The 24,594-nt window shown below is 73.6% G+C and carries 17 protein-coding genes, 1 tRNA gene and 1 pseudogene; 11 read left to right on the plus strand and 8 right to left on the minus strand.

The features are described 5' to 3' along the window. Positions 1-11: 11 nt before the first annotated feature. Positions 12-287 carry an acylphosphatase gene (locus tag CITRI_RS0108870; protein ID WP_010144391.1) on the minus strand — a complete coding sequence of 92 codons (276 nt, stop codon included), beginning with the start codon at positions 285-287 and terminating at the stop codon, positions 12-14. Between the two features lie 194 nt (positions 288-481). Here CITRI_RS0108870 and CITRI_RS17070 point away from each other — a divergent pair, with 194 nt between their 5' ends. The 3 genes from CITRI_RS17070 to CITRI_RS0108885 are packed head-to-tail and all read left to right on the plus strand — an operon-like array spanning position 482 to position 4,313. Continuing rightward, positions 482-2,620, plus strand: coding sequence for a transglycosylase domain-containing protein (locus tag CITRI_RS17070; protein ID WP_010144393.1), 2,139 nt, complete (start codon positions 482-484; stop codon positions 2,618-2,620). Between the two features lie 14 nt (positions 2,621-2,634). After that, entirely contained in the window at positions 2,635-3,711 is a 1,077-nt protein-coding gene (locus CITRI_RS0108880; RefSeq protein WP_010144394.1) for a tellurite resistance/C4-dicarboxylate transporter family protein, read from the plus strand. Further along, on the plus strand, positions 3,708-4,313 hold the full coding sequence (locus CITRI_RS0108885) for a thymidine kinase (protein WP_010144395.1): 606 nt from the start codon (positions 3,708-3,710) through the stop codon (positions 4,311-4,313). The genes CITRI_RS0108880 and CITRI_RS0108885 overlap by 4 nt, the downstream gene beginning before the upstream one ends. 15 nt (positions 4,314-4,328) lie before the next feature. Here the strand turns inward: CITRI_RS0108885 and CITRI_RS0108890 are convergent, their stop codons facing one another. Beyond that, positions 4,329-6,179, minus strand: a complete 1,851-nt coding sequence (locus CITRI_RS0108890) for a bifunctional 3'-5' exonuclease/DNA polymerase (protein ID WP_010144396.1) — start codon at positions 6,177-6,179, stop codon at positions 4,329-4,331. A gap of 72 nt (positions 6,180-6,251) precedes the next feature. Between CITRI_RS0108890 and fdh the strand changes: the two genes are divergently transcribed. The 3 genes from fdh (at position 6,252) to nrfD (ending at position 12,050) form a co-directional block, all read left to right on the plus strand. Further along, on the plus strand, positions 6,252-9,632 hold the full coding sequence (gene fdh / locus CITRI_RS17075; protein ID WP_237709028.1) for a formate dehydrogenase: 3,381 nt from the start codon (positions 6,252-6,254) through the stop codon (positions 9,630-9,632). Next, positions 9,633-10,826: a 4Fe-4S dicluster domain-containing protein gene (locus CITRI_RS0108905; protein WP_010144399.1), complete on the plus strand. Its 1,194-nt coding sequence runs from the start codon at positions 9,633-9,635 to the stop codon at positions 10,824-10,826. Positions 10,827-11,096: 270 nt separating this feature from the next. Beyond that, positions 11,097-12,050, plus strand: a complete 954-nt coding sequence (gene nrfD, locus CITRI_RS17080) for an NrfD/PsrC family molybdoenzyme membrane anchor subunit (protein WP_010144401.1) — start codon at positions 11,097-11,099, stop codon at positions 12,048-12,050. Positions 12,051-12,064: 14 nt separating this feature from the next. Here nrfD and selD read toward each other — a convergent pair whose 3' ends face one another. Further along, positions 12,065-13,144: a selenide, water dikinase SelD gene (gene selD / locus CITRI_RS0108915; protein WP_083843389.1), complete on the minus strand. Its 1,080-nt coding sequence runs from the start codon at positions 13,142-13,144 to the stop codon at positions 12,065-12,067. 39 nt (positions 13,145-13,183) lie between these two features. Between selD and CITRI_RS0108920 the strand changes: the two genes are divergently transcribed. From CITRI_RS0108920 to selB, 3 genes and pseudogenes are all read left to right on the plus strand, one after another. After that, positions 13,184-13,278 (plus strand) — tRNA-Sec (locus CITRI_RS0108920). A gap of 51 nt (positions 13,279-13,329) precedes the next feature. Then, the gene (gene selA, locus CITRI_RS0108925; RefSeq protein WP_010144402.1) at positions 13,330-14,670 is read left to right on the plus strand and encodes an L-seryl-tRNA(Sec) selenium transferase; all 1,341 of its coding nucleotides are present in this window, start codon (positions 13,330-13,332) and stop codon (positions 14,668-14,670) included. 1 nt (position 14,671) lies between these two features. Beyond that, positions 14,672-16,479, plus strand: a pseudogene (selB, locus tag CITRI_RS17085) (selenocysteine-specific translation elongation factor). Positions 16,480-16,536: 57 nt separating this feature from the next. Here the strand turns inward: selB and CITRI_RS18430 are convergent. After that, positions 16,537-17,034 carry a hypothetical protein gene (locus CITRI_RS18430; RefSeq protein WP_010144405.1) on the minus strand — a complete coding sequence of 166 codons (498 nt, stop codon included), beginning with the start codon at positions 17,032-17,034 and terminating at the stop codon, positions 16,537-16,539. Beyond that, positions 17,031-18,200 (minus strand): serine protease, encoded by a 1,170-nt coding sequence (locus CITRI_RS0108940; RefSeq protein ID WP_010144406.1) that lies wholly within the window; start codon positions 18,198-18,200, stop codon positions 17,031-17,033. The genes CITRI_RS18430 and CITRI_RS0108940 overlap by 4 nt, the downstream gene beginning before the upstream one ends. A gap of 263 nt (positions 18,201-18,463) precedes the next feature. On the opposite strand from CITRI_RS0108940, the gene CITRI_RS0108945 reads away from it, so the two are divergent. Then, positions 18,464-19,630: an FAD-dependent oxidoreductase gene (locus CITRI_RS0108945; RefSeq protein ID WP_010144407.1), complete on the plus strand. Its 1,167-nt coding sequence runs from the start codon at positions 18,464-18,466 to the stop codon at positions 19,628-19,630. 25 nt (positions 19,631-19,655) lie between these two features. Here CITRI_RS0108945 and CITRI_RS0108950 read toward each other — a convergent pair whose 3' ends face one another. The 3 genes from CITRI_RS0108950 to CITRI_RS0108960 all read right to left on the minus strand — a co-directional run bounded on the left by CITRI_RS0108950 (position 19,656) and on the right by CITRI_RS0108960 (position 23,859). Beyond that, the gene (locus CITRI_RS0108950; protein ID WP_010144408.1) at positions 19,656-20,342 is read right to left on the minus strand and encodes an HD domain-containing protein; all 687 of its coding nucleotides are present in this window, start codon (positions 20,340-20,342) and stop codon (positions 19,656-19,658) included. Between the two features lie 67 nt (positions 20,343-20,409). Further along, positions 20,410-22,416: a VWA domain-containing protein gene (locus tag CITRI_RS0108955; protein WP_010144409.1), complete on the minus strand. Its 2,007-nt coding sequence runs from the start codon at positions 22,414-22,416 to the stop codon at positions 20,410-20,412. A gap of 9 nt (positions 22,417-22,425) precedes the next feature. Next, positions 22,426-23,859, minus strand: a complete 1,434-nt coding sequence (locus CITRI_RS0108960; protein WP_010144410.1) for a sigma 54-interacting transcriptional regulator — start codon at positions 23,857-23,859, stop codon at positions 22,426-22,428. Between the two features lie 76 nt (positions 23,860-23,935). Here CITRI_RS0108960 and CITRI_RS0108965 point away from each other — a divergent pair, with 76 nt between their 5' ends. Further along, positions 23,936-24,586: a histidine phosphatase family protein gene (locus CITRI_RS0108965; protein ID WP_010144411.1), complete on the plus strand. Its 651-nt coding sequence runs from the start codon at positions 23,936-23,938 to the stop codon at positions 24,584-24,586. Positions 24,587-24,594: the final 8 nt, after the last annotated feature.

Genomic DNA, 24,594 nt, shown 5'->3' on the forward strand with positions numbered 1-24,594 from the left:
GGCGGGGGGCGTCAGCGCACCTCGAAGTGCCCGGGGAGGTCGGACGGTGGCCCCTGCAGGCGGTCGACGCGTACCGCCTCGACCACCGCGGCACCGGGTCCGGACCGGCACCAGTCGACCATGTCCTCCACCGCCGCCGCGGGACCGGTGAAGAGCGCCTCGACCCGGCCGTCGTCGAGGTTGCGGACCCAGCCGGTCACCCCCGCCGACGCCGCGGCCCGCCGGCAGGTGGCGCGGAAGCCCACGCCCTGGACGGTGCCGGACACCAGCACGTGTACCGCCTCCATGCGTCCTCCCGCGACCTCGGCGCTCCTGTCGGGGTCCAGCCTACGAAGGGGACCGGGCCCGGTGCGAGGGGTGCGGTGTCCGCGGTGGTCCACGTCCTCGGGGGCAGTCATCACCGTGAGCCGACTCACGCACCACCAGCGCGCTCTGGGCTCGTGGCCAGCCGGCGGTCAGGATCGGTTGAGAGGGTCTTCGGATGCGTTCTGTCCGCTCCGCACTGTCCACTACCACCGGGAAGGTCCTGGGTTTCCTCGGCGCCAGCGTCCTGGCCGGGATCCTCGTGGCCGGGCTGGCCCTGCCCCTGGCCGCGACCGGCGGCGCCACCGTCGCCACCGGTTCCGAGCTGCTCGACGAGTTCCCCGCCGAGCTGCGCGAGGAGCCGATCAGCGTTCCGTCCCGGGTGCTGGCCTCGGACGGCTCCGAGCTGGCCACGTTCTACGCGGAGAACCGCAAGCCGGTGGGCCTGGACGAGATCAGCCCGCACATGCAGGAGGCGATCGTCGCGATCGAGGACGAGCGGTTCTACGAGCACGGCGGCGTGGACCCGCAGGGGATCGGCCGTGCGCTCGTGAACAACGCCTCCACGGACTCCGAGCAGGGAGCCTCGACCATCACCCAGCAGTACGTCAACAACATGCTCATCAACGCGGACATGCTCAGCGGCAAGGAGAAGCTGACGATCTCCGGGACCAAGACGTACATGGACAAGCTGCGCGAGATGAAGCTGGCCGTCTCGGTGGAGCAGGAGATGACGAAGGACCAGATCCTCGAGGGCTACCTGAACATCGTGCTGCTCGGTGGCCGCACCTACGGGGTGGAGGCCGCGGCGCAGTACTACTGGGGCGTGCCGGCCTCCGAGCTGACGATCGCCCAGTCGGCCACCCTCGCCGGGCTCGTGAAGTCCCCGAACGGCTACAACCCGCAGACCCGTCCGGACGCCGCCGTGGAACGGCGCAACGTGGTGCTGGACTCGATGCTGGCCCAGGGCTTCATCACGGACGCCGAACACGCCGAGGCCACGGCCAGCGAACTGGGCCTGGACGTCCACCCCGAGCAGGCCGGCTGCATCGCCTCCTCCGCCGCCCCGTACTTCTGTGACTTCGTCCAGCACGAGATCCGCTCCAACGAGGCCTTCGGGCCGGATCCGGAGTCCCGGGAGCAGTTGCTGCACCGCGGGGGGCTCGAGATCACGACCACCCTGGACCCGACGCTGCAGCAGCAGGCCCAGGCCTCGGTCGAGGAGACCGTCCCGGCCTCGGACGCCTCGGGCGCCGGGTCCGCACTCGTCTCGGTCGAGCCGGGCACCGGCAACATCCGGGCGATGGCCCAGAACACGCGGTACTCACCCGAGGAGGGCCGGGGCAACACCGTGCTGAACTTCAACGTGGACGCCGCCCAGGGCGGGGGCAATGGCTTCCAGGGCGGGTCCTCGCTCAAGCCCTACGTGGCCGCGGCGTGGCTGGAGGACGGCCGGTCCATGGCGGACGTCGTGGACGCCTCCCAGGACCACTGGCGCCAGGGCGAGCAGTTCCGCGCCTCCTGCCAGCCCGGCGGATCGGTGTCCATCCCGGACGAGGGCGGGTGGAAGGTCAACAACGTCATCGACGACATGAAGCGCCCGATGACGGCCGACTTCGGCCTGTACTGGTCCATCAACACCGTCATGGTGAACATGGCCCAGGAACTGGACCTGTGTGACATCACCGACGTGGCCACCCGGCTCGGCGTGCACCGCGCGGACGACGGCCGGCCGCTCAACCCGGGCAACCCGTCCTTCATCCTCGGTTCGGAGGAGTTCGCCCCCATGACCCAGGCCGCGGCCTACGCCGCCTTCGCGGACGACGGCCGGTACTGCCGTCCCCGCGCGATCGAGTCCGTCACGGACTCGACCGGCAAGCGGTACGACGTCGGCGGCCCAGACTGCCAGCAGGCGCTCGATCCCGAGGTGGTGGCCCAGCTGAACGAGACGCTGACCCAGATCGGCCGGCGCAACGCGGAGGAGGCCGGCGTGGACCCGGGGGTGCCGATGGGCGGCAAGACCGGCACCAACAATTCCCAGTCCTCCACCTGGTACATCGGCTACACGTCCGGGCTGTCCACGGCCAGCTGGGTGGGGCGGTACACGGACCTGGAGACCCTTGCCGGGACACGGGTCAACGGGCAGGAGCACGAGCACTTCTGGGGCAGCACCCTGGCCGGGCCGCAGTGGATGGACTTCATGGAACAGGCGTCCGGCAGCGTCGAGGCCGAGTCGTTCCGCACCCCGACGGACTCCCCGTTCCAGGACCCCGGCGCCACCGAGCGCTACCGGATGGGCGGGAACGGGACCGGCTGACTAGCATCGGGACCATGGGCACCGTGACGAGACCTGCGCGGCGCCCGCCCCTGTCCTCCTCGCTGCGCCGGTTCACGCCCGAGCGGCTCTCCCCGGGATACTTCGCCTTCGTGATGGGCACGGGCATCCTGTCCATTGGTGCGGCGCAACGGGGCTGGGACCGGTTCTCGGCCGCGCTGATCGTGCTGGCCGCCGTCGGGTACGCCGTGCTGGTGGTGCTCAACGGCTGGCGGCTGCTGGCATACCGCGGTGCCTACGCGGCCGACTTCCACGACTCCGCGAGGGCGTTCCTCGTGTTCACCTTCGTGGCGGCCACGGACGTGCTGGCCGTGTCGCTGGCCGGCATCGGCATCATCGGACCCGCCGCGGCGCTGCTCGTGGTCGGGTCGGTGAGCTGGCTGCTGCTGGGTTATGCCGTGCCGTGGGCCGCGGTGCTGGGCCGGTCCGAGCGGCCGGTGACCGCCGCCGCCAACGGCACCTGGTTCATCTGGGTGGTCGCCGCGCAGTCGGTGGCCGTGGTGGCGGCGACCCTGGAACCCGAGCTGGCGGAGGTGCGCCAGGGGCTGGCCATGCTGGCCGTCTTCGCCTGGTCGGTCGGTCTGGTGCTGTACGTGGCCGTGGCCATCCTGGTGGTCTACCGGATGCTGGCCTACCCGTTGGAGCCCGAGCAGTTCCAGCCGCCCTACTGGGTCTCGATGGGCGCGATCGCCATCACCATCGTGGCCGGGGCGAGGATCGTGGAGATGGAGAGCACCCCCATGGTGGACGCCGTCCGCGGGCTCGTGGCCGGGGCCGCGGTCGTGCTCTGGTGCTTCGCCACGTGGCTGATCCCGGTGCTCTTCGCCGCCGGTGTCTGGCGGCATGTGCTGAAGAGGGTCCCCCTGCGATACACCCCGACCCTGTGGAGCATCGTCTTCCCGCTGGGTATGTACGCCGTGGCCGGGATGTACCTGGGCCGGGCGGACCAGCTGCCGATCGTGGCCCGGATCGGGGAACTGTGGGTCTGGGTGGCGCTGGCGGCCTGGATGGCCACGACGCTGGCCATGATCGGGTCCTGGGTCCGCGTCATCCACCGCGAGGTCGCGCGGTGACCGGGCTGCGGGGCAGCGGACCGCGCGCCATCGCGAGAGAGCGGGCCGGCGAACTGCAGGTGATCGCCGGGCCGATGTTCGCCGGCAAGTCCGAGGAACTGATGCGCCGGGTCCGCCGTGCCTGGCTGGCCGGGCTCTCCGTGGAGGTGGTCAACCACGCCCTGGACGTGCGCCACGGCTCGCGGGACGTGGCCTCCCACGCCGGGCAGCGCATCCCGGCCCGGTCCGTGCCCGACGCCGCCGGGCTGGCCGGTCTCGTGGCCGGCCAGGACCTGGACCTGCTGGCGATCGACGAGGCCCAGTTCTTCGGCTCCGACCTGGTCCCGGTGGTCACGCGGCTGGCCGGGGAGGGGCTCACGGTCGTGGTCTCCGGGCTGTGCGTGACCTTCGACGGCCTGCCGTTCGAACCGCTGCCGGCACTCATGGCCCTGGCGGAGGAGGTGGTCAAGCTGACCGCCGTCTGCTCGGTGTGCGGCCGGGACGCCGCCTTCCACGTGCGGGTCGTCCCCAGCGGGACGCCGTCGAGGGCCGGCGGGGCCGCCCGGGCCGAGCACGTGGGCGGCACGGAGACGTACCAGGCGCGGTGCCGCGCCCACGCCTGACCCGGGCGAGCCGTCCTAACCCGCCTCGGCGTAGGACTCCACCGCGGCGACCGTGAGCGGGAACTCCACCGGTGCCGCCCCGAACAGCAGCCGGCCGGCGGTCGCGGCCGCCTCGGTGACGATCTGTCCGACGGCGGGGGCCTCCTCGGCGGGCCCGTGCAGCACCACCTCGTCATGGACGAAGAACACCAGCCGGGTTCGCAGCCCCCGCTTATGGTCCCGGTGGCCCGCGCGCAACCGGCGCCGGATCTCACCCATCCAGCACAGGGCCCACTCGGCCGCCGTGCCCTGGACCACGAAGTTGCGGGTGAACCGGCCGGCCGCCGCGCGCATCGACCGGGACCGGGACTCGGCCTCGGCCGTGCCGACGTCCCGGACCCCGGCCAGCCAGTCCGGCCCCACCGCCGGGGAGGTCCGGCCCAGCCAGGTGGCCACCTGGCCGCCCTCCTCGCCGCGGCGCGCGGCCCGCTCGAGCAGCCCGATGGCCTCGGGGTACAGGCGGCGCAGGTGCGGCATCAGCACGGCCGAGTCACCCGTCGTGGCCCCGTACATGGCACCGAGCAGCGCGATCTTCGCCCGGGTCCGGTCACCGATCCCGGACCCGGTCTGCCGGCCCTGCTCCGCCACCGCCAGGTACAGGTCGTGCCCGCCGCCGGCGGCCGCCAGGGCCCGGTCCTGTGACATGGCCGCCAGGATGCGCGGTTCCACCTGGGAGGCATCGGCCACGGTGAGCAGCCATCCCGGGTCCGCCCGCACGGCATCCCGTACGGCCGCGGGGACCTGCATGGCCCCGCCGCCGTGGGCGGCCCAGCGCCCGGTCACCACCCCGCCCACCGCGTACGCGGCGTGGAAGCGGCCGTCCCGGACCCACTCGTCCAGCCAGTGCCAGCCGTTGGCCGTCCACAACCGGTACAGGTGCTTGTACTCCAGCACGGGTGCCACCAGCTCCGCGCGGCGCGGCGAGTCCGCACCGCCGCCACGGGCCCATTCCTTCAGTTCCCAGGCCCGGGTGGAGGACACCCGCACCCCGGCCGCCGTGAGTCCCCGCAGCAGGTCCTGGGGAGAATCGGGATTGAGGCCGGGGACGCCGAGGCCCGCGGCGATGCGCTGGGCCAGCTCCTGCAGCAGCCGCGGCCGTTCGCCCTCCCGGGGGCGGGGCCCGAGCCGGCGCCGGAGCATCTCCTCGTGGACGTCCCGGCGCCAGGGCAGTCCCTCCTGCAGCATCTCCGCCGCGACCAGCGCACCCTGGGACTCCGCGGCCAGCAACAGCATCAGGCGCTGCGGATGCCGGGCACCGGCGACGGCGGCCAGCTGGGTGGCCAGTTCCCGCGCCAGCTCGGTGGCCCCGGGGCTGCCGTCCCGTCCGGCACCCGCGGCCGGCAGGTCGAAGAACGCCTCCTGGTCCGGCGGCCCCGGCCGCGGGGCCTGACCGTAGGGTTCCGGGTCCCGGACGGGCACGACGGCGGCGGGGGAGTACCGCACGCCGGTCGCCTCGAGCGTGGCCGCACCGAGGAGGATGCGCTGGGCGAGGCCGAGGTCCCAGCACCGGCCGAGTTCGATGCCGGCCCGCAACAGCGGCGGGTAGTCGGTGGCCACGGAGGCGAACACCCAGCGGATGGACGCGGGGTCCGTCCCGAGGCGCTCCGGCAGCGCCCGGACGAGGCCGGGCAGCTGGTCCGGGCCGGCCGTGGGTCCCCGTGCGATCCGGTCACCGTCGACCAGGACGGCCTCCCACGATCCCGGGGTGCCGGAACCGCTGCGTGCCGGTACCGGGGCGGACCGGGCGGACGACCCGGCAGGCGGTGCCGACGACCCGGCGGACGGGCCCGCCGAGGCCGCGGCGGCCGGACCGAGGACGATGTGCATGCCCCCAGTCAACCGGACGCCGCGACCGCGCCGGTACTTTCGCCCTGCCCCCGGCTGGGATAGGTTGGTCCCATGGCACGGTTCAGCTTCCTGGAATGGCCGGTCATCCGGCAGTTCCGCACGGACGACTCCTCCGGTCGAAGCTCTGCCGTGACCTCTCCGACCACGCGGGCCATCGCCCCGCGCACCACCACCGCGGACCGCTCCGTGCAGAGCGTGTGCCCGTACTGCGCGGTGGGCTGCGGGCAGAAGGTCTTCGTCACGGACGAGAGGGTCGTGCAGATCGAGGGGGACCCGGACTCACCGATCTCCCGCGGTCGGCTGTGCCCCAAGGGGTCGGCGAGCGAACAGCTCGTCAACGCCTCCAACCGCCAGACGAAGGTCCTCTACCGGGCGCCGCGGGCCACCGAGTGGCAGGAGATGGACCTCGAGACCGCCACCGAGATGGTGGTGGACCGGTTCCTGGCGTCCCGCCGCAACGGCTGGCAGGACCTGGACGAGCAGGGCCGCCGGCTGGCCCGCACCATGGGGATCGCCTCCCTGGGCGGGGCCACGCTGGACAATGAGGAGAACTACCTCATCAAGAAGCTGTTCACGGCGGCCGGCGCGATCCAGATCGAGAACCAGGCCCGTATTTGACACTCCGCCACGGTTCCCGGTCTGGGGACCTCCTTCGGGCGCGGCGGCGCCACCCAATCGCTGCAGGACATGGCCAACGCTGACTGCATTGTCATCCAGGGCTCGAACATGGCCGAGGCCCACCCCGTGGGCTTCCAGTGGGTGACCGAGGCCAAGGCGCGCGGTGCCAAGGTCTTCCACGTGGACCCGCGCTTCTCGCGCACCTCGGCGGTGGCGGACAAGCACGTGCCGATCCGTGCCGGTTCGGACATCGTGCTGCTGGGCGCGCTGATCAACTACGTCCTGACCCACGAGAAGTGGTTCAGGGAGTACGTGGTGGCCTACACGAACGCCGCGACGATCGTGAACGAGGACTTCCGGGACGCCGAGGACCTGGACGGGCTGTTCTCCGGGTACGACGAGGAGTCCGGCGGCTACGACATGGAGTCCTGGGCCTACGAGCCGGAGCCCGGCAGCGGTTCCGGGGGCACCGGCGTCGGGGACGGGACCGCGGGGGACAGCGCCCGGGAGGACGGGGCGGAGGCCTCCACGGAGGCGGCCGGCCAGCAGTACGGTTCCGGTGGCCCGGACGTCGAGACGCACGTGCCGCGCCGGGACGAGACGCTGCAGCACCCGCGCACCGTGTTCCAGATCCTGAAGCGCCACTACGCGCGCTACACCCCGGAGATGGTGCGGGACGCCTGCGGGATCCCGGTGGCGGACTTCGAGGAGCTGGCCCGGACGATCACGGAGAACTCCGGCCGCGAGCGCACCACCTGCTTCGCCTATGCCGTGGGCTGGACGCAGCACACGGTCGGCGCCCAGTACATCCGCACGGCCACCATCCTGCAGCTGCTGCTGGGGAACATGGGACGCCCGGGCGGGGGCATCATGGCCCTGCGCGGCCACGCGTCCATCCAGGGCTGCACGGACATCCCCACCCTGTTCAACCTGCTGCCCGGGTACCTGCCGATGCCCACCGTGGAGAAGCAGGACCTGGGTACCTACCTGGACTCGATCGCCTCCAAGAAGCAGAAGGGCTACTGGGCCGAGGCGGACGCCTACACCGTCAGCCTGCTCAAGGCCTGGTGGGGGGATGCCGCCCACGCGGGCAACGACTACGCCTACGACTACATCCCCCGCCTCACCGGTCCCCACGGCACCTACCAGACCGTGGAGGGGATGATCGCCGGGGACGTCGAGGGCTACTTCCTGCTCGGGCAGAACCCGGCGGTCGGCTCCGCCAACGGCCGCATGCAGCGGATGGGCATGTCCCACCTGAAGTGGCTCGTGGTCCGGGACTTCCAGCTCATCGAGTCCGCCACCTGGTGGAAGGACGGTCCGGAGATCGCCACCGGCGAGCTGCGCACCGAGGACATCGAGACCGAGGTGTTCTTCTTCCCGGCCGCCAACCACGTGGAGAAGGCCGGCACCTTCACCCAGACCCAGCGTCTGGTGCAGTGGCGCCACCAGGCCGTGGCCCCGCCGGGTGACGCCCAGTCCGAGCTGCAGTTCTTCCACGAGCTCGGCAAGCGGATCCGGGCCCGGCTGGCGGACTCCACCGACCCCCGCGACCGCCCGCTGCTGGACCTGACCTGGGACTACCCGGAGGACGAGCACGGGGAGCCCGACGGCGAGGCCATCCTGCAGGAGATCAACGGCCACCAGCTCACCGGGCCCGACGCCGGCACGCTGCTCTCCAGCTACACCCAGTTGAAGGCGGACGGTTCCACGGCCGGTGGCTGCTGGATCTACACCGGCGTCTTCGCGGACGGGATCAACCACGCCGCCGACCGCACTCCGGGCGGTGGCGACGGTCCCCAGACCGAGGAATGGGGCTGGGCCTGGCCCTCGAACCGGCGGATCCTGTACAACCGGGCCTCGGCGGACCCGCAGGGCCGGCCCTGGAGCGAGCGCAAGAAGCTCGTCTGGTGGGATGAGGACCAGGGCAAGTGGGTCGGCAACGACATCCCGGACTTCCCCGTGGACCGTGCGCCCGGCAGCACCCCGGACCCCTCATTGGGCGGTGCGGCCGCGCTGGCCGGGGACGACCCGTTCATCATGCAGGCCGACGGCAAGGGCTGGCTCTTCGCGCCCAAGGGGATGGTCGACGGTCCGCTGCCGACCCACTACGAGGCGCAGGAGTCCCCGGTGCGCAACCCGCTGTACCGGCAGCAGCACAACCCCACCCGGGTCACCCTGCCCCGCAAGGACAACCTCAGCGCGCCCGAACCGGGCGCCCCGGGGTCGGACGTGTACCCCTTCGTGTTCACCACGTACCGGCTGACCGAGCACCACACCGCCGGCGGGATGAGCCGGTGGCTGCCGTACCTGGCCGAGCTGCAGCCCGAGATGTTCTGCGAGGTCTCCCCGGAACTGGCCGCCAAGCGCGGGCTGGAACCCTACGGCTGGGCCACGCTGATCTCCCCGCGGGCGGCCATCGAGGCGAAGGTCCTGGTCACCGAGCGGATGAGGCCGCTGCGGGTGGGCGGACAGACGGTCCACCAGATCGGACTGCCCTACCACTGGGGCGTCGGCAACGACGCGGTCGTCACGGGTGACTCCGCCAATGACCTGCTGGGCATCACCCTGGACCCGAACGTGCTCATCCAGGGCTCCAAGGTCGGCGCCGTGGACATCCGGCCGGGACGGCGACCCCAGGGCAGGCAGCTGTTGCAGCTGGTGGAGGACTACCAGCGCAGGGCGCACCTGACCGTGGAGTCGGGCAACGAGGGCGTCACCGGCAGCCACGAGGAGGCCGGCGCCGAGGAGGCCACTGACCGGTCCGAGCGGCTGGACCACGAATCGACGGACCAGCCAGGAGCCGAGGAGTAGATGCAGCGACTGACCGCACCGGACGCGGCCGCCGTGGGGGACAACCCCACGGCGGACGCCCACTACGAGCACCCCCACGCCCGCAAGGGCTTCTTCACGGACACCTCGATCTGCATCGGCTGCAAGGCCTGCGAGGTGGCCTGCAAGGAGTGGAACCGCAACCCGGCGGACTCGGACTACGAGCTGTCCAACTCCTCCTTCGACAACTCCGAGGGCCTCAGCGCGGACACCTGGCGCCACGTCGCCTTCATCGAGCAGGACCGCGGCCGCATCGAGGCGGCCCGCGAGTCCGGGCGCGCACTCGTGAGCCTGGGCATGCCCCGGATCCGTCCCGCCGACGTGCCCACCACCGCGGGGGAGGCGATCACCACCGCCGTCACCGGGGGGATGACCGGCCCGCTCTCGGAGGTGGCCGGGCGACCGCCGGCGGGCCTTCCCCCCGCCCCTGACCTCGGGGAACTCGACGTGCTGTCCTCGCTGGGCGGCGGGCCCACCCGGCCCGAGGACGCGGGTGCCGTGGACACGACCCCGCCGGACACCCCCGAGTTCCGCTGGCTGATGTCCTCGGACGTCTGCAAGCACTGCACCAACGCCGGCTGCCTGGACGTGTGCCCCACCGGGGCGCTGTTCCGCACCGAGCACGGCACGGTGGTGGTCCAGGACGATGTCTGCAACGGCTGCGGCACGTGCGTGGCCGGCTGCCCGTTCGGGGTCATCGAGCGGCGCAAGGACGGCATCGCCCAGCCGAAGACGGAGCGCTCCGCGGCCCCGGTCACGCCCACCGGGCCCGGGAAACCGGAGAAGGCCCGCAACGTCGGCGTGGCCCAGAAGTGCACGCTCTGCTATGACCGGCTCGTCGACGACCAGACCCCGGCCTGCGCCCAGGCCTGCCCGACGACGTCCATCAAGTACGGCGAACGCGAGGACCTGGTGAGCGGGGCCCGGGAGCGGGTGGCCCGGCTCCACGCCGAGGGGCGCACCGAGGCCCGGCTCTACGGGGCCAACCCGAACGACGGCGTCGGCGGGACCGGGTCGGTGTTCCTGCTGCTGGACGAGCCGGAGGTCTACGGCCTGCCGCCGGACCCCCGCGTGCCGACCGCCGACCTGCCCCGCATGTACGCCCGCGCCGGGCTCGCCATGGCCGGGATGGCCGCGGCCTCCGCGCTCGCGTTCGTGCTGGGAGGACGCCAGTGACCACCTCCGAGTTCGACCGTTACCGCCCGCCGGAGGAGCCCCGGCGCCGGCGCCGCAGGGACCGGGACTCGCCCGCCGCGGGCCGAGAGGCGTCGGCGTATGCCGTGGGCACGGCGACGGGCGCCGGCGTGCCCACCGCACCGGCCGGCGCCGCCCCCGGTGCGGGCAGGCGCCGCGGGGACTGGCCCCGGCCGGCAGCGACGGTGCGCGCGAGATGGCCATGGTGCCGGAACCCGAGTTCGCCCCGCCGACGGTTACTACGGCCGCCCCGTGGTCAAGGCGCCGCCGTGGGACGAGCGGGTCGCGCTGTACCTGGTCTGCGGCGGGATCGCCGGCGGGTCAGCCCTGCTGGCGTTCGGCGCCCAGCTCACCGGCCGCGACGCGCTGCGGCGCAACGCGCGGCTGACCGCCCTCGGCACGGCCAGCGTCGGGGCCCTCGCCCTGGTGGCGGACCTGGGCCGGCCCGAGCGGTTCCTCAACATGCTGCGCACCATCAAGCCGACCTCCCCCATGAGCCTGGGGTCGTGGATCCTGGCCGGGTTCAGCACCGGTGCCGGCCTGGCCGCCGTCGCGGACCTGGACCGGATGACCGGTGAGGTGCTGCCGCTGGGCCCGCTGCGGTCCGTGCTGCGCGCGTTCGAGGCGCCGGCCGGTGCCCTGGCCGCCCTGCTCGGCGCGCCGCTGGCCGGTTACACCGCCGTGCTGCTCTCGGACACCGCGATGCCCACGTGGAACGCCGCGAAGGACGACCTGCCGTTCGTGTTCGTCTCCTCCGCGTCACTGGCCTCGGGCGGGATGGCCATGATCACGACGCCGACCGCCCAGGCCGGACCGGCCCGCGCCCTCGCGCTGGCCGGGGTGGCCGGTGACCTGGTCGCCGCCCAGGCCATGGAGCGCAGGATGGACCCCGTGGCCGCCGAACCCCTGCACCAGGGCCGCCCCGGGTGGCTGATGCGATGGAGCGAACGGTTGGCGATCGTCGGCGGCATCGGCACGGTCGCCGCGGGGGTGACCGCGCGGACCGCCCCTCGGGCCAGTCGCTGGGTCGCCGCAGCCTCGGGGGCGGCACTCGTCACGGCGTCGGCGTTCACCCGGTTCGGGGTGTTCTATGCCGGCAAGGACTCCGCCATGGACCCCCGCTACACGATCGAACCGCAGAAGCGCCGGCTGGAGGCGCGCCGCCGCGCCGGCATCACGCACGACTCCATCACCACCGCGGGCTGAACCGGCAGGTCATCTCACCGCACGCGGATGCCGCTGCCGGCCACCGTCTCGCCGATCACCGGGTAACCCGGCACCTCCCCAACGACCAGCAGCCCGCCGGAGGTCTGGGCGTCGGCGAGCAGCAGCAGGTCCTCCTCGGACACGGGGGCGTCCGCGCTCACGTGCGGGCGCACCCAGCCCAGGTTGCGGCGGGTGCCGCCGGAGACGAAGCCGTCGCGCAGGGCCTCGGCGGCGCCCTCCACGAGCGGCACCGCGGTCCGGTCGATGACCGCGCCCACCCCCGAGGCCCGCATCATCTTGTGCAGGTGGCCCAGCAGCCCGAACCCCGTGACGTCGGTGGCGGCGCGCGCCCCGGAGGCCAGGGCCGCGTCCGCGGCGTCCCGGTTCAGGGCGGTCATGGACGCGATGGCCGCGGTGAAGACCTCGCCGGTCTGCTTGTGCCGGTTGTTCAGCAGCCCGACCCCGATCGGCTTGGTCAGCGTGATCGGCAGCCCCGCCTCGGCGGCGTCGTTGCGCAGCAACCGGTCCGGACGGGCCACCCCGGTGACGGCCATCCCGTACTTGGGCTCCGGGTCGTCGATGGAGTGCCCGCCGATGACCGGGCACTCGGCCTCGGTGGCCACGGCCAGGCCGCCGCGCAGCATCTCGCTCATCAGCTCCATCGGCAGCGCCGACCGCGGCCAGCCCACCAGGTTCAGCGCGACGACGGGCGTGCCGCCCATCGCATAGATGTCTGAGAGGGCGTTCGCGGCCGCGATCCGGCCGAAGTCATAGGCGTCGTCCACCATGGGGGTGAAGAAGTCCGCCGTGGACAGCACGGCCAGGTCCTCCCGCAGCAGCACGGCCGCGGCGTCGTCACCGTCGTCCAGGCCGACGAGCACCTCCGCCGCGCCCGGGGTCTGCCGGCCGACCAGCCCCCGCACGGCGTCCTCCAGCTCACCCGGCGGGATCTTGCAGGCACACCCGCCACCGCTGGCGTACCCGGTCAGCCGGACCGCGGCGGACGTCGTCGGCCTCGTGCCGTCCTCGCCCCGGGCAACGGCGGTGTGGGTGGTGGGGGTCTCGGTCGTCGTGCCCGGCGCGGTGGTCTCCATGCGGCCACTGTAGCCACGCCCGGTGGTAGTTTCGACCATGGAGGCGTCCGGGTCCTGGTGGGCCCCCCGGTCTTCAAAACCGGTGAGGCCGGGCATCCCGGCCTGGCGGGTTCGATTCCCGTCCGCCTCCGCCAACCACGGTGCCTGCCCCCGCAGCGCACCCGCCCGCCTGCCCGAGGAGGACCGTGACCGAGCAGCGCCTCGCGCAGGACCCCCGCCGCAGGATCCCGCGCACCGATGACCTGCTGGCCCTGCCCGAGGTCGCGGCCGCCCGGTCCCGGCTCAGCGAGGCGGTGCTGCGGGAGACGGTGCGGCGGGCGCAGGACCGGGCCCGGTCCGGTCAGATCGCCCCCGACGACGTCGCCCCCGCCCTGGTGGCCGACCTCGCCGCCCGCTCGGCCACCAGCCTGCGTCCGGTGCTCAACGCCACCGGGGTGGTGGTCCACACCAATCTGGGCCGGGCACCGCTGTCCGAGGCCGCCGTCCAGGCGCTGGTGACCGCCGGCGGCTACGTGGACGTGGAGCTGGACCTCGCCTCCGGGGTGCGGTCCCGGCGGGGCGCCGGAACGCGGGAGGCGCTGCTGGCCGCGCTGCCGGAGGCCGAGGACGCCCTGGTCGTCAACAACGGGGCGGCCGCGCTCGTGCTGGCCACCACCGCCCTGGGCGCGGGTCGAGAGGTCATCGTCAGCCGCGGGGAGTTCGTGGAGATCGGCGCCGGCTTCCGGTTGTCGGACCTGATCGCATCCACGGGCGCGCGGCTGCGCGAGGTCGGCACCACCAACCGGACGCACCTCGCCGACTACGCCGACGCGGTCGGCCCGGACACCGGTTGCCTGCTCAAGGTCCACCCGTCCAACTTCCGCGTCAGCGGATTCACCGCCGCCGTGCCGGTCGCCGGGCTCAGGGACCTGGCCCTCGAGCGGGGTGTGCCGCTCGTGGTGGACGTCGGCTCCGGGCTGCTGCGCCACGACCCGGCGTTGCCGCAGGAACCGGACCTGGCCTCGGCCCTCGCCGACGGCGCGGACGTCGTCATCGCCAGCGGGGACAAGCTGCTGGGCGGCCCGCAGGCCGGACTGCTGCTGGGCCGTGCGGAGGTCATCCAGCGCCTGGCCCGGCACCCGCTCGCCCGGGCCGTCCGCGCGGACAAGCTCTCCCTGGCCGCCCTGGAGGCCACGCTCGTCGGGGGTCCTGCTCCGGTGGCCCGGTCCCTGCACGCCGACCCGGGACGGCTGCTCGAACGGACCGAGACGCTGGCCCGGGACCTGGCGCGGGGCGGTGCCGCGACGGTCGTCCCGCACGACGGACGCGTCGGCGGCGGGGGAGCGCCCGGGGTCCCACTGCCCGGCTGGGCCGTGCGGCTGCCCGAGGCGGTCGCCCCGTTGCTGCGCGCCGGGGATCCCGCGGTGCTTCCGCGCGTGCACGACGGCGCGTGCCTGGTGGACCTGCGCTGCGTCCCCGAGTCACGCGACGAGGCGCTCACCGCCGCGGTGCGCTCGGCCCTGGACGCGCTCGGCGGGGACTCCTGAGATGTACGTCGTCGCCACTGCCGGGCACGTCGACCACGGCAAGTCCACCCTCGTCCGGGCCCTGACCGGGATGGAACCGGACCGCTGGGCGGAGGAGAGGCGCCGGGGGCTGACCATCGACCTGGGCTTCGCCTGGACCGCACTGCCGTCCGGCCGCGAGGTCGCCTTCGTGGACGTCCCGGGCCACGAGAGGTTCCTGGCGAACATGCTCGCCGGGCTCGGACCGGCACCGGTGGCCTGCCTCGTGGTGGCCGCGGACGAGGGGTGGAAACCGCAGTCCGGGGACCACCGCGATGCCATCGCGGCCCTGGGGATCGAGCACGGCCTCATCGTCATCACTCGCGCCGACCTCGTCGCCCAGGACGGCCCGGACGCGGCGGGCGCACGGATCCGCGCCGTGCTGGACCGGGTCCGCGCCGAGCTCGCGGGGACCGGGCTCGCCGGGGCACCCGCCGTCGTGGTGTCCGCGGCGACCGGCGCCGGACTCGAGGACCTGCGCCGGGCCCTCGACGACGTGCTGGCCGCCACCGGCGCCCCGGACGCCACCGGGCGGGTCCGGTTGTGGGTGGACCGGTCCTTCACGGTCAAGGGGGCCGGCGCCGTGGTCACCGGCACCCTGGCGGCCGGGACGCTGGCCGCCGGTGACCGGTTGGAGCTGCTCGGCGCGGGACCACCGCGCGACGTCTCCGTCCGCGCGCTGCACAGCCGCAACGCCCCCCACGAGTCCATCGGGCCGGTCAGCCGGGTGGCGGTGAACCTGCGCGGGGTGGACGCCGAGGCCGTCCACCGGGGGGACGCCCTGGTCACGCCCGGGGCCTGGCCGCTGGCCGCCGTCGTGGACGTCCGCCGGACCACCGGGGACAGCCTCGTCGAGGCCCCCGCGGAGCTGCTGGTGCACGTCGGCACCGCCACGGTCCCCGTCCACGTGCGCCCCTTCGACGACGCCCACGCCCGGCTGACGCTCCAGCGGCCCCTGCCGCTGGTGCCCGGTGACCGGCTGGTGCTGCGCGATCCGGGGGCCCGGACGATCCTGGGCGGGGTGCGGGTGCTGGACGTGGACCCCCCGGCGCTCACCCGCCGGGGGACGGCACGCGACGCGCCGCGACCCTGGCGGCCATGCCCGACGGCGGGGATCCCCTCGGAGAGATCGCCCGCCGGGGCGCGGTGCGGGCCGAGGACCTGGACCGGCTCGGGCTGACGGTGCCGGCGGACGCCGCGGGGGTCCGGCGGCTGGGGCAGTGGTGGGTCCACGAGCCCGTCCTGACCGGTTGGTGCGAACGCGTGCGCGCCGCCGTGATCGGGCTGGCCGAACGGGACCCGCTGGCCCCCGGGGTGAGCCGCGGCGCCGCGCTGGACCTGGTGGCCGTGCCGGACCCGGTCCTGCTGGACGCCGTGGCGGCCGAGGCCGGGCTCGTGCACGAGGCCGGGTACCTCGTCCTGCCGGGGGCGCACCGGGGACTCGGCGCCGCCGAGCACGCCGTGGCCGCGGTCGAGGACCGGCTGGCACTGGACCCGTTCAGCGCCCCGGAGGGTGACGAGCTGACGGCACTGCGGCTGGGGGCCCGAGAACTGGCCGCGGCGGAACGTCTCGGCCGCCTGCTGCGGCTGGACGGGTCCGTGGTGCTGCTGCCCACGGCTCCGGCCCTGGCGATGCGCGAACTGGCCCGGCTGGACCAGCCCTTCACCACCAGCCAGGCCCGCCGGGCCCTGGGCACCACCCGGCGGGTGGCGATCCCGTTGCTGGAGTTGCTCGACGCCCGTGGCTGGACCCGTCGGCTGGACGCCGGGCACCGCGAGGTGGTGCGCTGACCGCGGCACCCACCGTCGCCGGCGGGTGACTCCCGCACGGATCCCGATGCCACGGTGCTAGGGCAGGTCCTCGTCGGCCACCTCGAGGTGTTCCACGGTCCGGTTCCCGACCGGGGTCTCGGTCGTCACCACGATGGAGGCGGTCCGGCCCACCAGGGCGCAGTTCTCCGGTGCACCGGGCACCAGGCCGACGATCGTGGCCACCCGGATGCCGGAGTCGTCCTCTTCGACGGCGGTGCGCGATCCGTAGCAGTCGGGCGTCCCGGTGGGGAAGTGGAAGCGCAGTTCCCGCTCCGAGACGACCTCGTAGTCCGTCCACTCCACGACCTGCTGGCCGGTCAGGTCGTCCCGGGGCTCGTCGTCCACGACGGCGTCCCCGGTGGTGTCCTGCGTGGGGGCCGAATGGGCGGTGGAGCTGCCGCTCACCTCACTGCCACCGCTCTCGGCCCCGCCGCCCGGATCCTGGCGGGCACAGCCGGCCCCCGCAGCCGTCAGCAGGGCCACCCCGGCCAGGACGGCCACGAGGCGGTATCCGCCGTGGGAGATCGGTCTCACGGGGTCTCACCACTCCCGTCGTCCTCAGCGGCGGCGTACAGCTCCTCGACGCGTTCATCGAAGTAGGGGCCACTGATGTAGGCCGTGCTGTTCGAGGGACCGAACGACGTCACGCTGCGCACGTAGCCCTGGCCGGTCGAGTCGTCGTACTCAGCCAGCCACGGGCCACCGGAGGAGCCCGGGCCGAAGTCGCAGCCGCTGATCGAGGGGAAGAGGAAGGTCTCGACCTGCTGGGTGACGGTCGTTCCCGTGCACGTCCACATCCGCTCGCCGGCGTCCAGGTTGACGGGATAGCCGAAGACGGACGCGTCGAACTCCCGGCTGCCACCGGTCGCCAGACCGTGGCCCCCCACGGCGTCGGCCACGGTCTCGCCGTCCTCGTTGTCCTGGGTGGTCACGAGGGCCACGTCGGAACTGAAGCCCTGGCCGCTCGCGCCATAGGTGATCCACTCGTCGAAGGCCCTGAACGATGCCGCGGCGAACGTTCCCTCGGTCCCCGGGCCGTGATCGTACCCGGGGGCGAACACCCAGTTCGCGTGCCAGGTCTCGCCCGGCCCGCCGTGCACACAGTGGCCGGCCGTGATCACGAGACGCTTCGAGGCGCTGTTGACCGCGGACCCGGAGCAGACGTAGTCCCGTCCGTCCTGCTGGTTGCGGAAGAAGACCTTGCCGTTGGTGGGGGAGTCGCCCGCCTCCACGCGGGAGGACTCGGCGCTGCTCTGAGCCCGCGCCCCGGCCGGGTCATCGGCGGGGTCGTCGGCGGGGGGAGCCGGCTCGGCGATGATCGTGGGCGGGTCGGACTCGTCCGTGGGGGAGGGGGACGCATCCACGGAGGCGGAAGAGGCCCGCGCGCCGGGCTCCTGACCGGTGCCCTGGCCTTCCGGTTCGTCGGCCGGGATGGCCCTCTCCATGCGCTCGGCCGTCCAGTACTCCGTCACGGCCTCGGCGTCGTCCACGGCGGCCCCAGGGTCCCGGGACCCTGCGGTGGGCGCGAGACCCGTCAGGTCGTCCGTGACCGGCGCGGCGGTGACGGTCGTCGTCGTCGCCTCCCGGCCCGGCAGCCCGTCCCCGTCGGCGTACGCCGGCACCGAGGACGTGACCAGGGCGGCGGCCGCCAGTGCTGCGGTGGGGAGGAACCACCATCTCCGTGGGTTCGCGTGGTCCATGGGTCCATCCCTCGGTCGGTCTGCGGATCCGGCCACACCTCGTCAGCGGGCAACCGGACAGCCGCGGTCTGGGGTCACCAGAGCGTCGGTGGCTCACATGATTGGACGCGGCCCGGACAGAAGTCAAGGTTCCGGCGGTCCACCGTCGTCCGGGTCGGCGTGCGCCCCTGTACCGGCGGGACCTGCGCGGCGGACGAGGAGGACCGTGGCGGCGCGGGCGGTGACCGGTGACGGGCGGGGAACCGGCTGATACCGTCGCCGCCATGATCGGGTCTGCCGTGATCTGCGGGGCCGGCATCGCCGGGCTGTCCCTGGCCCACGAACTGGTGCGCCACGGCTGGGAGGTCACCCTGGTGGAGCGCGCGCCGGGACTCCGCGAACAGGGGTACATGATGGACTTCTTCGGGCCGGGGTACGAGGCCGCGGAACGGATGGGACTGCTGGGCCGGCTTCGGGAACTGAGCCATGACGTCGACGCCCTGGCCTATGTGGACGAGCGGGGACGCACCCGCGCCTCGGTGGGGTACGCCCGTCTGGCGCGTGCCCTGGACGGCCGACTGCTGAGCATCATGCGGCCGGACCTGGAACGGGCACTGCGGGAGGCGATCGGTGACGCCGCGGAGTTCCGCTACCGGGACACCGTCCGGGAGGTCACGGACCGGGGCGACGGGGTGAGGGTGGCGTTGGCCGGCGGATCGGTCCGGGACGCTGAGCTGCTCGTCGGCGCCGACGGGATCCACTCCCAGGTCCGCCGTCACCTGTGGGGTGCCGAGGAGCAGTTCATCCGGTACCTGGGGCTGCACACGGCGGCCTACACCTTCAGCGACCGGCAGGTGCACGCCGCGCTGGCCGGCCGGTTCGTCATGACGGACACGGTCGACCGGACCCTCGGCCTGTACGGCCTGGACGGGGACCGCGTGGCGGCGTTCATGACCCACGCCAGTGCCGACCCGGACCTGCCGGCGGGCCGGCGGGCGGTGCTGCGGGACAGGTACGCCGGCTTGGGCTGGGTGGCCGCGCGGGCCCTGGACCGCTGTCCGCCGGGGGAGGAGGTCTACTATGACCAGGTCGCGCAGGTGGAGGTGCCCGACTGGCGGTGCGGGAACGTGGTCCTGCTCGGAGACGCCTGCCAGGCGGTCTCACTGCTCGCCGGGCAGGGGGCCTCGCTGGCCGTCGCCGGCGCCTGCGTCCTGGCCGATCACCTCGTCACCGCACCCTCGGTCCCCACGGCGCTGCGCGGGTACCAGGAGCACTGGCGCCCCGTCGTCACCGCCGCCCAGCGGGCCGGCCGCCGGGGCGCCGAGTGGTTCCTGCCGCGATCCGAGGCCGCCCGTCGCAGGCGCCTGCTGATGCTGCACCTGATGGCCCTGCCGGTCGTCAGCCGGCTGATCGCCCGGGGTGTCACGGGCCGGACGTCATCAGCACGGTGACCGGGGGTTGGCGCGGTGACCCGGCTCAGCCCAGCGCGCGCACCGGTTCCGACCCGGAGAGCGACTCCAGGGCGGTGAGTCCCATGGCCAGTGCCCGGGCCTCGTCCGTGAACAGGTGGCCGTGCACGCGGGACGCCGCCAGGGCCAGTGCCGCCGGCCGCTCCAGGCCGAACCAGCCCATGATGGTGTCCAGTCCCGAGGGGGTCACCCGCCAGGTCTTGTCCGCGTCCTTGACGATCGAGTCCTCGATGGACAGGGACTCCTTGCGGCTGTCGTGACCGTCGATGATCTCCAGGATGCGCTCGATGCGCTCACCGGGGTGACCCACCTCCGTCAGGATCTCGCCGGCGATCCGGGCGCCCTCCCGCTCGTGCAGCAGCACCAGGTCCGGTCTCCCGCCGCCCGGGGCGATCGCCTCCAGCACCTCGTCCTCCGGGACCCGGGACCAGCCGACGTCGTGCAGCAGGATGGCCGGGAGCACCACGTCGGCGTCCGCCTCCGGGTGGAACTCGAGCAACGCGGCCGCGATCCCGAAGGCGTAGAGCGAATGCCGGTCGTTCCCGCGCACGCGCAGGTGGGGCGCGGCCAGGTCCCAGATCCGCCGCTGGGACTCGTCGAGGTCGGGCAGTCCGCGCAGGCTGGCGCGGTCGGGCAGGAACGCCGAGACGTCGCGTCCCAGCTGGTTGGCGGCGGTGCGTGTCTGCGGGCTCATGACTGCCATGCTGGGCGAGCGGACCGTCGCCGTCCAGCCCGGTGTCCCGCTGGACGGAAGGGCGCGGTCAGTCCCAGTCCAGGTCACCGAAGGAGGAGGGGAACCGCGGGCGTCGGCTGCGCAGGAATTCCCCGACGACGGCCGCCCCCAGGTCCTCCGGGTCCGGCGCCACCACGCGACCGCCCACCCGGCGGGCCATGGCGGCCAGGAAACGCTCCAGCCCCGGGTCGTCGCCCAGCCGGAAGAAGGTGATCTCCGCCCCGTTCCGGCCCACCCGGTCCAGTTCGGCCACCGTGGCGCGCAGGGTCTCCGGCTCTGGCGGGTAGGAGAACCAGGATTCCCCGTGGGCCATCAGGCGGGCGGTGGGCTCCCCGTCGGTCACCACGAGCAGCACGGGCTGCCGGGTGGGGTGCTTCCGGAAGAACGCACTGGCCAGCAACAGTCCGTGGTGCAGGTTGGTGCCCTGCTCCCGCAGCGGGGGCAGGGCCGTGAGCTCGTCGACCGTGACGGTCTGGGCGTAGCGGCCGAAGTTCACCAGTTGCAGCGCGTCCCCGCGGAACCGGGTGGAGACCAGGTGGTGCAGGGCCAGCGCGGTGCGCTTCATGGGGACCCAGCGGCCCTCGGCCGCCATGGAGAACGAGGTGTCCACCAGCAGCACCACGGCCGCCTGGGTGCGGTCCTCGGTCTCCTGGACCTCCACGTCCTGGACCTGGAGCCGCAGCCCCGACGCCGGATCCGCGCCCTCGGCGGCCGTTCGGCCGATCGCGTTGGTCACCGTGCGCGTGACGTCCCACGGCTCGGCGTCCCCGAACTGCCAGGGCCTGCTGGATCCGGTCAGTTCCCCGGCGGCCCCGGCATGGCGGGTGTCCCGCTGGCCCTGGCGGCCCGAGAGCCGGCCCGCGGCGTCCTTCAGCAGGGACTGCCCCAGCCGGCGCATGGCCCGCGGTGAGAGCCGCAGGTCCCCGTCGGTGCCTCGTCGCAGCAGGCCGGAGTCGCGCAGGGCCTTCTCCAGGGCGGCCAGTGTCCGGGCGGAGGCCGCGGCGTCATCACCCAGGTGGCGGTCGAGCGCGTCGACGTCGAGGTCGGACAGGGTCGAGCCCGCATAGGACTGGGAGAGCTGCTCGGCCAGCTCGTCGAGCTCGGCGAGGTCCTGGAGCACGCCGGTGCCGTCGCCCAGTCCCAGGCCCTGGCCCCCGTCGAAGGACTCCGAGCCGGACCAGTCCTCGCCGGGGCGCAGGCCCTGCAGGTTGGCGTCCAGCCGGCTGAGCTGGTCCATCAGCTCGGGGGAGCCGAAGGCCTGGGCGGACAGGGCCATGAGCTCCTCCCGTTGCTCCCGCGTCATGGACCGCAGCATGCGCTGGGCGGCGGCCGAGCGCTTGGCCAGGGCGTCGATCAGCTCGTCGATGTCCTGGGGGTCCTCCGGGAACTGGTCGCCGTGCCGGGCCATGAAGTCCTCGAAGTCCTGCGGGGTGTCCTCGCCGCGCGCGTGCTTGGCCAGCAGCTCGTTGAGGTCGCGCAGCATCTCGGTGATGGCGGCCCGGTCCTCGTCCGTGGCGTTCTGCAGGGCGTCCTTCATCCCGGCGAAGCGCGCCTCCAGCATCTCCCGGCCCAGCAGGTCCTTGATCTGCTCGTAGCGTTCACGGGCCGTGGAGGACTGCCAGTCGTAGGAGGACAGCTCGGTGACGGCGGCCGCGGTGGAGGCGGGAAGGTTCTGCAGTTGCATCTCCCGGAAGGACCGGTCCGTCTCCTCCAACCGGATGTCCCGGGCCAGTTGCTTGCGCTCCTCGAGCACCGCCTCGTCCAGCAGGCGCCTCACCTCCTGGAGCGTGCCGTCCAGGCGGTGCCGGCCGAGCAGGTCCTTGCGGCGCTGGGCCACCCGGCCGGCCAGGTCGTCCAGTCCGGTCATCGTCCGGGAGCCCCGGCGCAGGTACTCGCGCAGGGCCCGCTCGGGGGAGTATCCGGCCATGACGTCCTCGGCCACGGCGTCCAGGGCCTCGGCCAGGTCGACCGGGGGCGCGAGCGGATCGGGGCCGCCGGCATAGCGGCCGTAGCGTGATGACCTGCCGTGGCGCATGGTGTCTCCTCAGCCGTAGACGGTCTGCCCGTCCCCGGACTCCTTGGACAGCTCCCGGGCCAGGAACAACCCCTCCAGGGCGAGCTCGATGGCCCCGGCGCGGTGGCCCGGGCTGGACGCGCCGTTGGCCCCGGCCCGGGCCGCGATCTCGTCGTACAGTCCCGGGTCCTCCAGTTCCGGCAGCTCGGCGAGGAACTCCTCGGCGGTGACCCGCTCCCCGGTGGTGATGGTGCGGTGCCCGTCGAAGGCGTCCACGAGCGGGGTCAGGTCAAGTCCCGCGAAGTGCTCGCGCACCGCCTGCGCGGTGGCCGTGCGCAGCAGGTGCTCGAGGATCTCGTCCTCGCGGCCCTCCTCACCGGACTCGAACTCGATCTTGCCCCCGAGCACGTCGACCGCCGCCTCGATGTCCACCAGCCGGGCGACCGCCTCGTCGGCGCCGGCCGGGCCGTCCTCGCCACGACCACCGGTGCCACCGCGCACCGTGGCCCGGTGGCGGGCCGCCGCCGCGATCGTCTCGGCCCCGGCGATCGCGAACCGCGCCGAGACGCCCGAGGACTGGTTGACCGCCGAGGAGGACCGCAGGGCGCGGGTGAACCGGGCCAGGATCTCCAGCAGCACGTCCGGGACCTCGGCCGTGAGGTGGGCCTCCTGCCGGATGACGGCGATCTCATCGGACAGCTCGAGCGGGTAGTGGGTGCGGATCTCCGCCCCGAAGCGGTCCTTGAGCGGGGTGATGATCCGGCCGCGGTTGGTGTAGTCCTCCGGGTTGGCCGAGGCCACCACCAGCACGTCCAGCGGCAGGCGCAGCACGTAACCGCGGACCTGGATGTCCCGCTCCTCCATGACGTTCAGCAGCGCCACCTGGATCCGCTCGGCCAGGTCCGGCAGCTCGTTCAGGGCCACGATCCCGCGGTTGGCGCGGGGCACCAGTCCGTAGTGGATGGTCTCCGGGTCGCCCAGGCGCCGTCCCTCCGCCACCCGCATCGGGTCCACGTCCCCGATGAGGTCGGCCACCGAGGTGTCCGGGGTGGAGAGCTTCTCCACGTACCGCTCGGAGCGGTGCCGCCAGGCCACCGGGAGCCGGTCCCCGTCGGTGGCGGCGCGCGTGATCGACTCGGCCGTGATCGGTGCGTAGGGGTGCTCGTTGAGCTCGGAGCCGGCGATCACGGGCGACCACTCGTCCAGCAGCCCGCTCAGGGTGCGCAGCAACCGGGTCTTGCCCTGCCCGCGCTCGCCGAGCAGGACGACGTCGTGCCCGGCGATCAGCGCACGCTCCAGCTGGGGGATGACCGTGGTCCCGAAGCCGTGCAGTCCGGGCCAGGGGTCCACGCCCGCGGCCAGGGCGGCCAGCAGGTTCTCGCGAATCTCCTCGCGCAGGGTCCGCATGCGGTGCCCGGAGGCGCGCAGCTCGGCCAGGGTGCTGATCTCGGGACGGGTACTCACGGTCCTCACGCTAGTCCCGCGTCCCGGACGCGTCGAGGGGTGTCCCGGGGCCCGGGCGCGTCCTAGGCTGGCCGTGATGGACCAGGACAGCCAGACCCCCCAGCCCCCCACCCTGCTGTTGCTGGTGCGGCACGGACAGACGCCCACCACCGGACAGGTGCTGCCGGGCCGTGCCCCGGGACTGCACCTGTCCGAGGCCGGCCGGGACCAGGCCGACCGGGTGGCCGGGCGACTGGCCGCCCTGCCGGTCACCGCGGTGTACTCCTCACCCCTGGAACGCACCCTGCAGACCGCGGTCCCGACGGCGGAGCGCACCGGGGTGCCGGTCGTCACCGAGGCGGGGCTCATCGAGGGGGAGTTCGGGGACTGGACCGGCCGGTCGCTGGCCGAGCTGGCACGGCTGCCGGAGTGGCACACCGTCCAGCACGAACCGGAGGCGTTCCGCTTCCCGAACGGGGAGAGCTTCGTGGAGATCCGGGACCGGATGGCCCACACCCTGGTGCGGTTGCGGCGGGCCCATCCGGGCGGGACGGTCGTGTGCTTCTCCCACGCGGACCCCATCCGGGTGGCCGTGTCCGACGCCCTGGGCACTCCGCTGAACCGCTTCCAGCGCCTGAGCGTGGGCCCGTGCTCCGTCTCGGCCATCGCCTACCGGGACGGTGAGGACCCGGTGGTGCTGACCGTGAACTCCACGCAGGACTCGCTGGCCGAGCTCCGGGCGTCCTAGGTCCCCGC

The organism is Citricoccus sp. CH26A (assembly GCF_000224415.1).
In the GTDB taxonomy this organism is placed as follows: Bacteria; Actinomycetota; Actinomycetes; order Actinomycetales; family Micrococcaceae; genus Citricoccus.

Bases quoted from the DNA above. Each gene is read 5' to 3' on its own strand.
- CITRI_RS0108870 (WP_010144391.1), bottom strand. From the start codon at position 287: ATGGAGGCGGTACACGTGCTGGTGTCCGGCACCGTCCAGGGCGTGGGC.
- CITRI_RS17070 (WP_010144393.1), top strand. From the start codon at position 482: ATGCGTTCTGTCCGCTCCGCACTGTCCACTACCACCGGGAAGGTCCTG.
- CITRI_RS0108880 (WP_010144394.1), top strand. From the start codon at position 2,635: ATGGGCACCGTGACGAGACCTGCGCGGCGCCCGCCCCTGTCCTCCTCG.
- CITRI_RS0108890 (WP_010144396.1), bottom strand. From the start codon at position 6,179: ATGCACATCGTCCTCGGTCCGGCCGCCGCGGCCTCGGCGGGCCCGTCC.
- CITRI_RS0108905 (WP_010144399.1), top strand. From the start codon at position 9,633: ATGCAGCGACTGACCGCACCGGACGCGGCCGCCGTGGGGGACAACCCC.
- selD (WP_083843389.1), bottom strand. From the start codon at position 13,144: ATGGAGACCACCGCGCCGGGCACGACGACCGAGACCCCCACCACCCAC.
- CITRI_RS0108940 (WP_010144406.1), bottom strand. From the start codon at position 18,200: ATGGACCACGCGAACCCACGGAGATGGTGGTTCCTCCCCACCGCAGCA.
- CITRI_RS0108945 (WP_010144407.1), top strand. From the start codon at position 18,464: ATGATCGGGTCTGCCGTGATCTGCGGGGCCGGCATCGCCGGGCTGTCC.
- CITRI_RS0108950 (WP_010144408.1), bottom strand. From the start codon at position 20,342: ATGAGCCCGCAGACACGCACCGCCGCCAACCAGCTGGGACGCGACGTC.
- CITRI_RS0108955 (WP_010144409.1), bottom strand. From the start codon at position 22,416: ATGCGCCACGGCAGGTCATCACGCTACGGCCGCTATGCCGGCGGCCCC.
- CITRI_RS0108965 (WP_010144411.1), top strand. From the start codon at position 23,936: ATGGACCAGGACAGCCAGACCCCCCAGCCCCCCACCCTGCTGTTGCTG.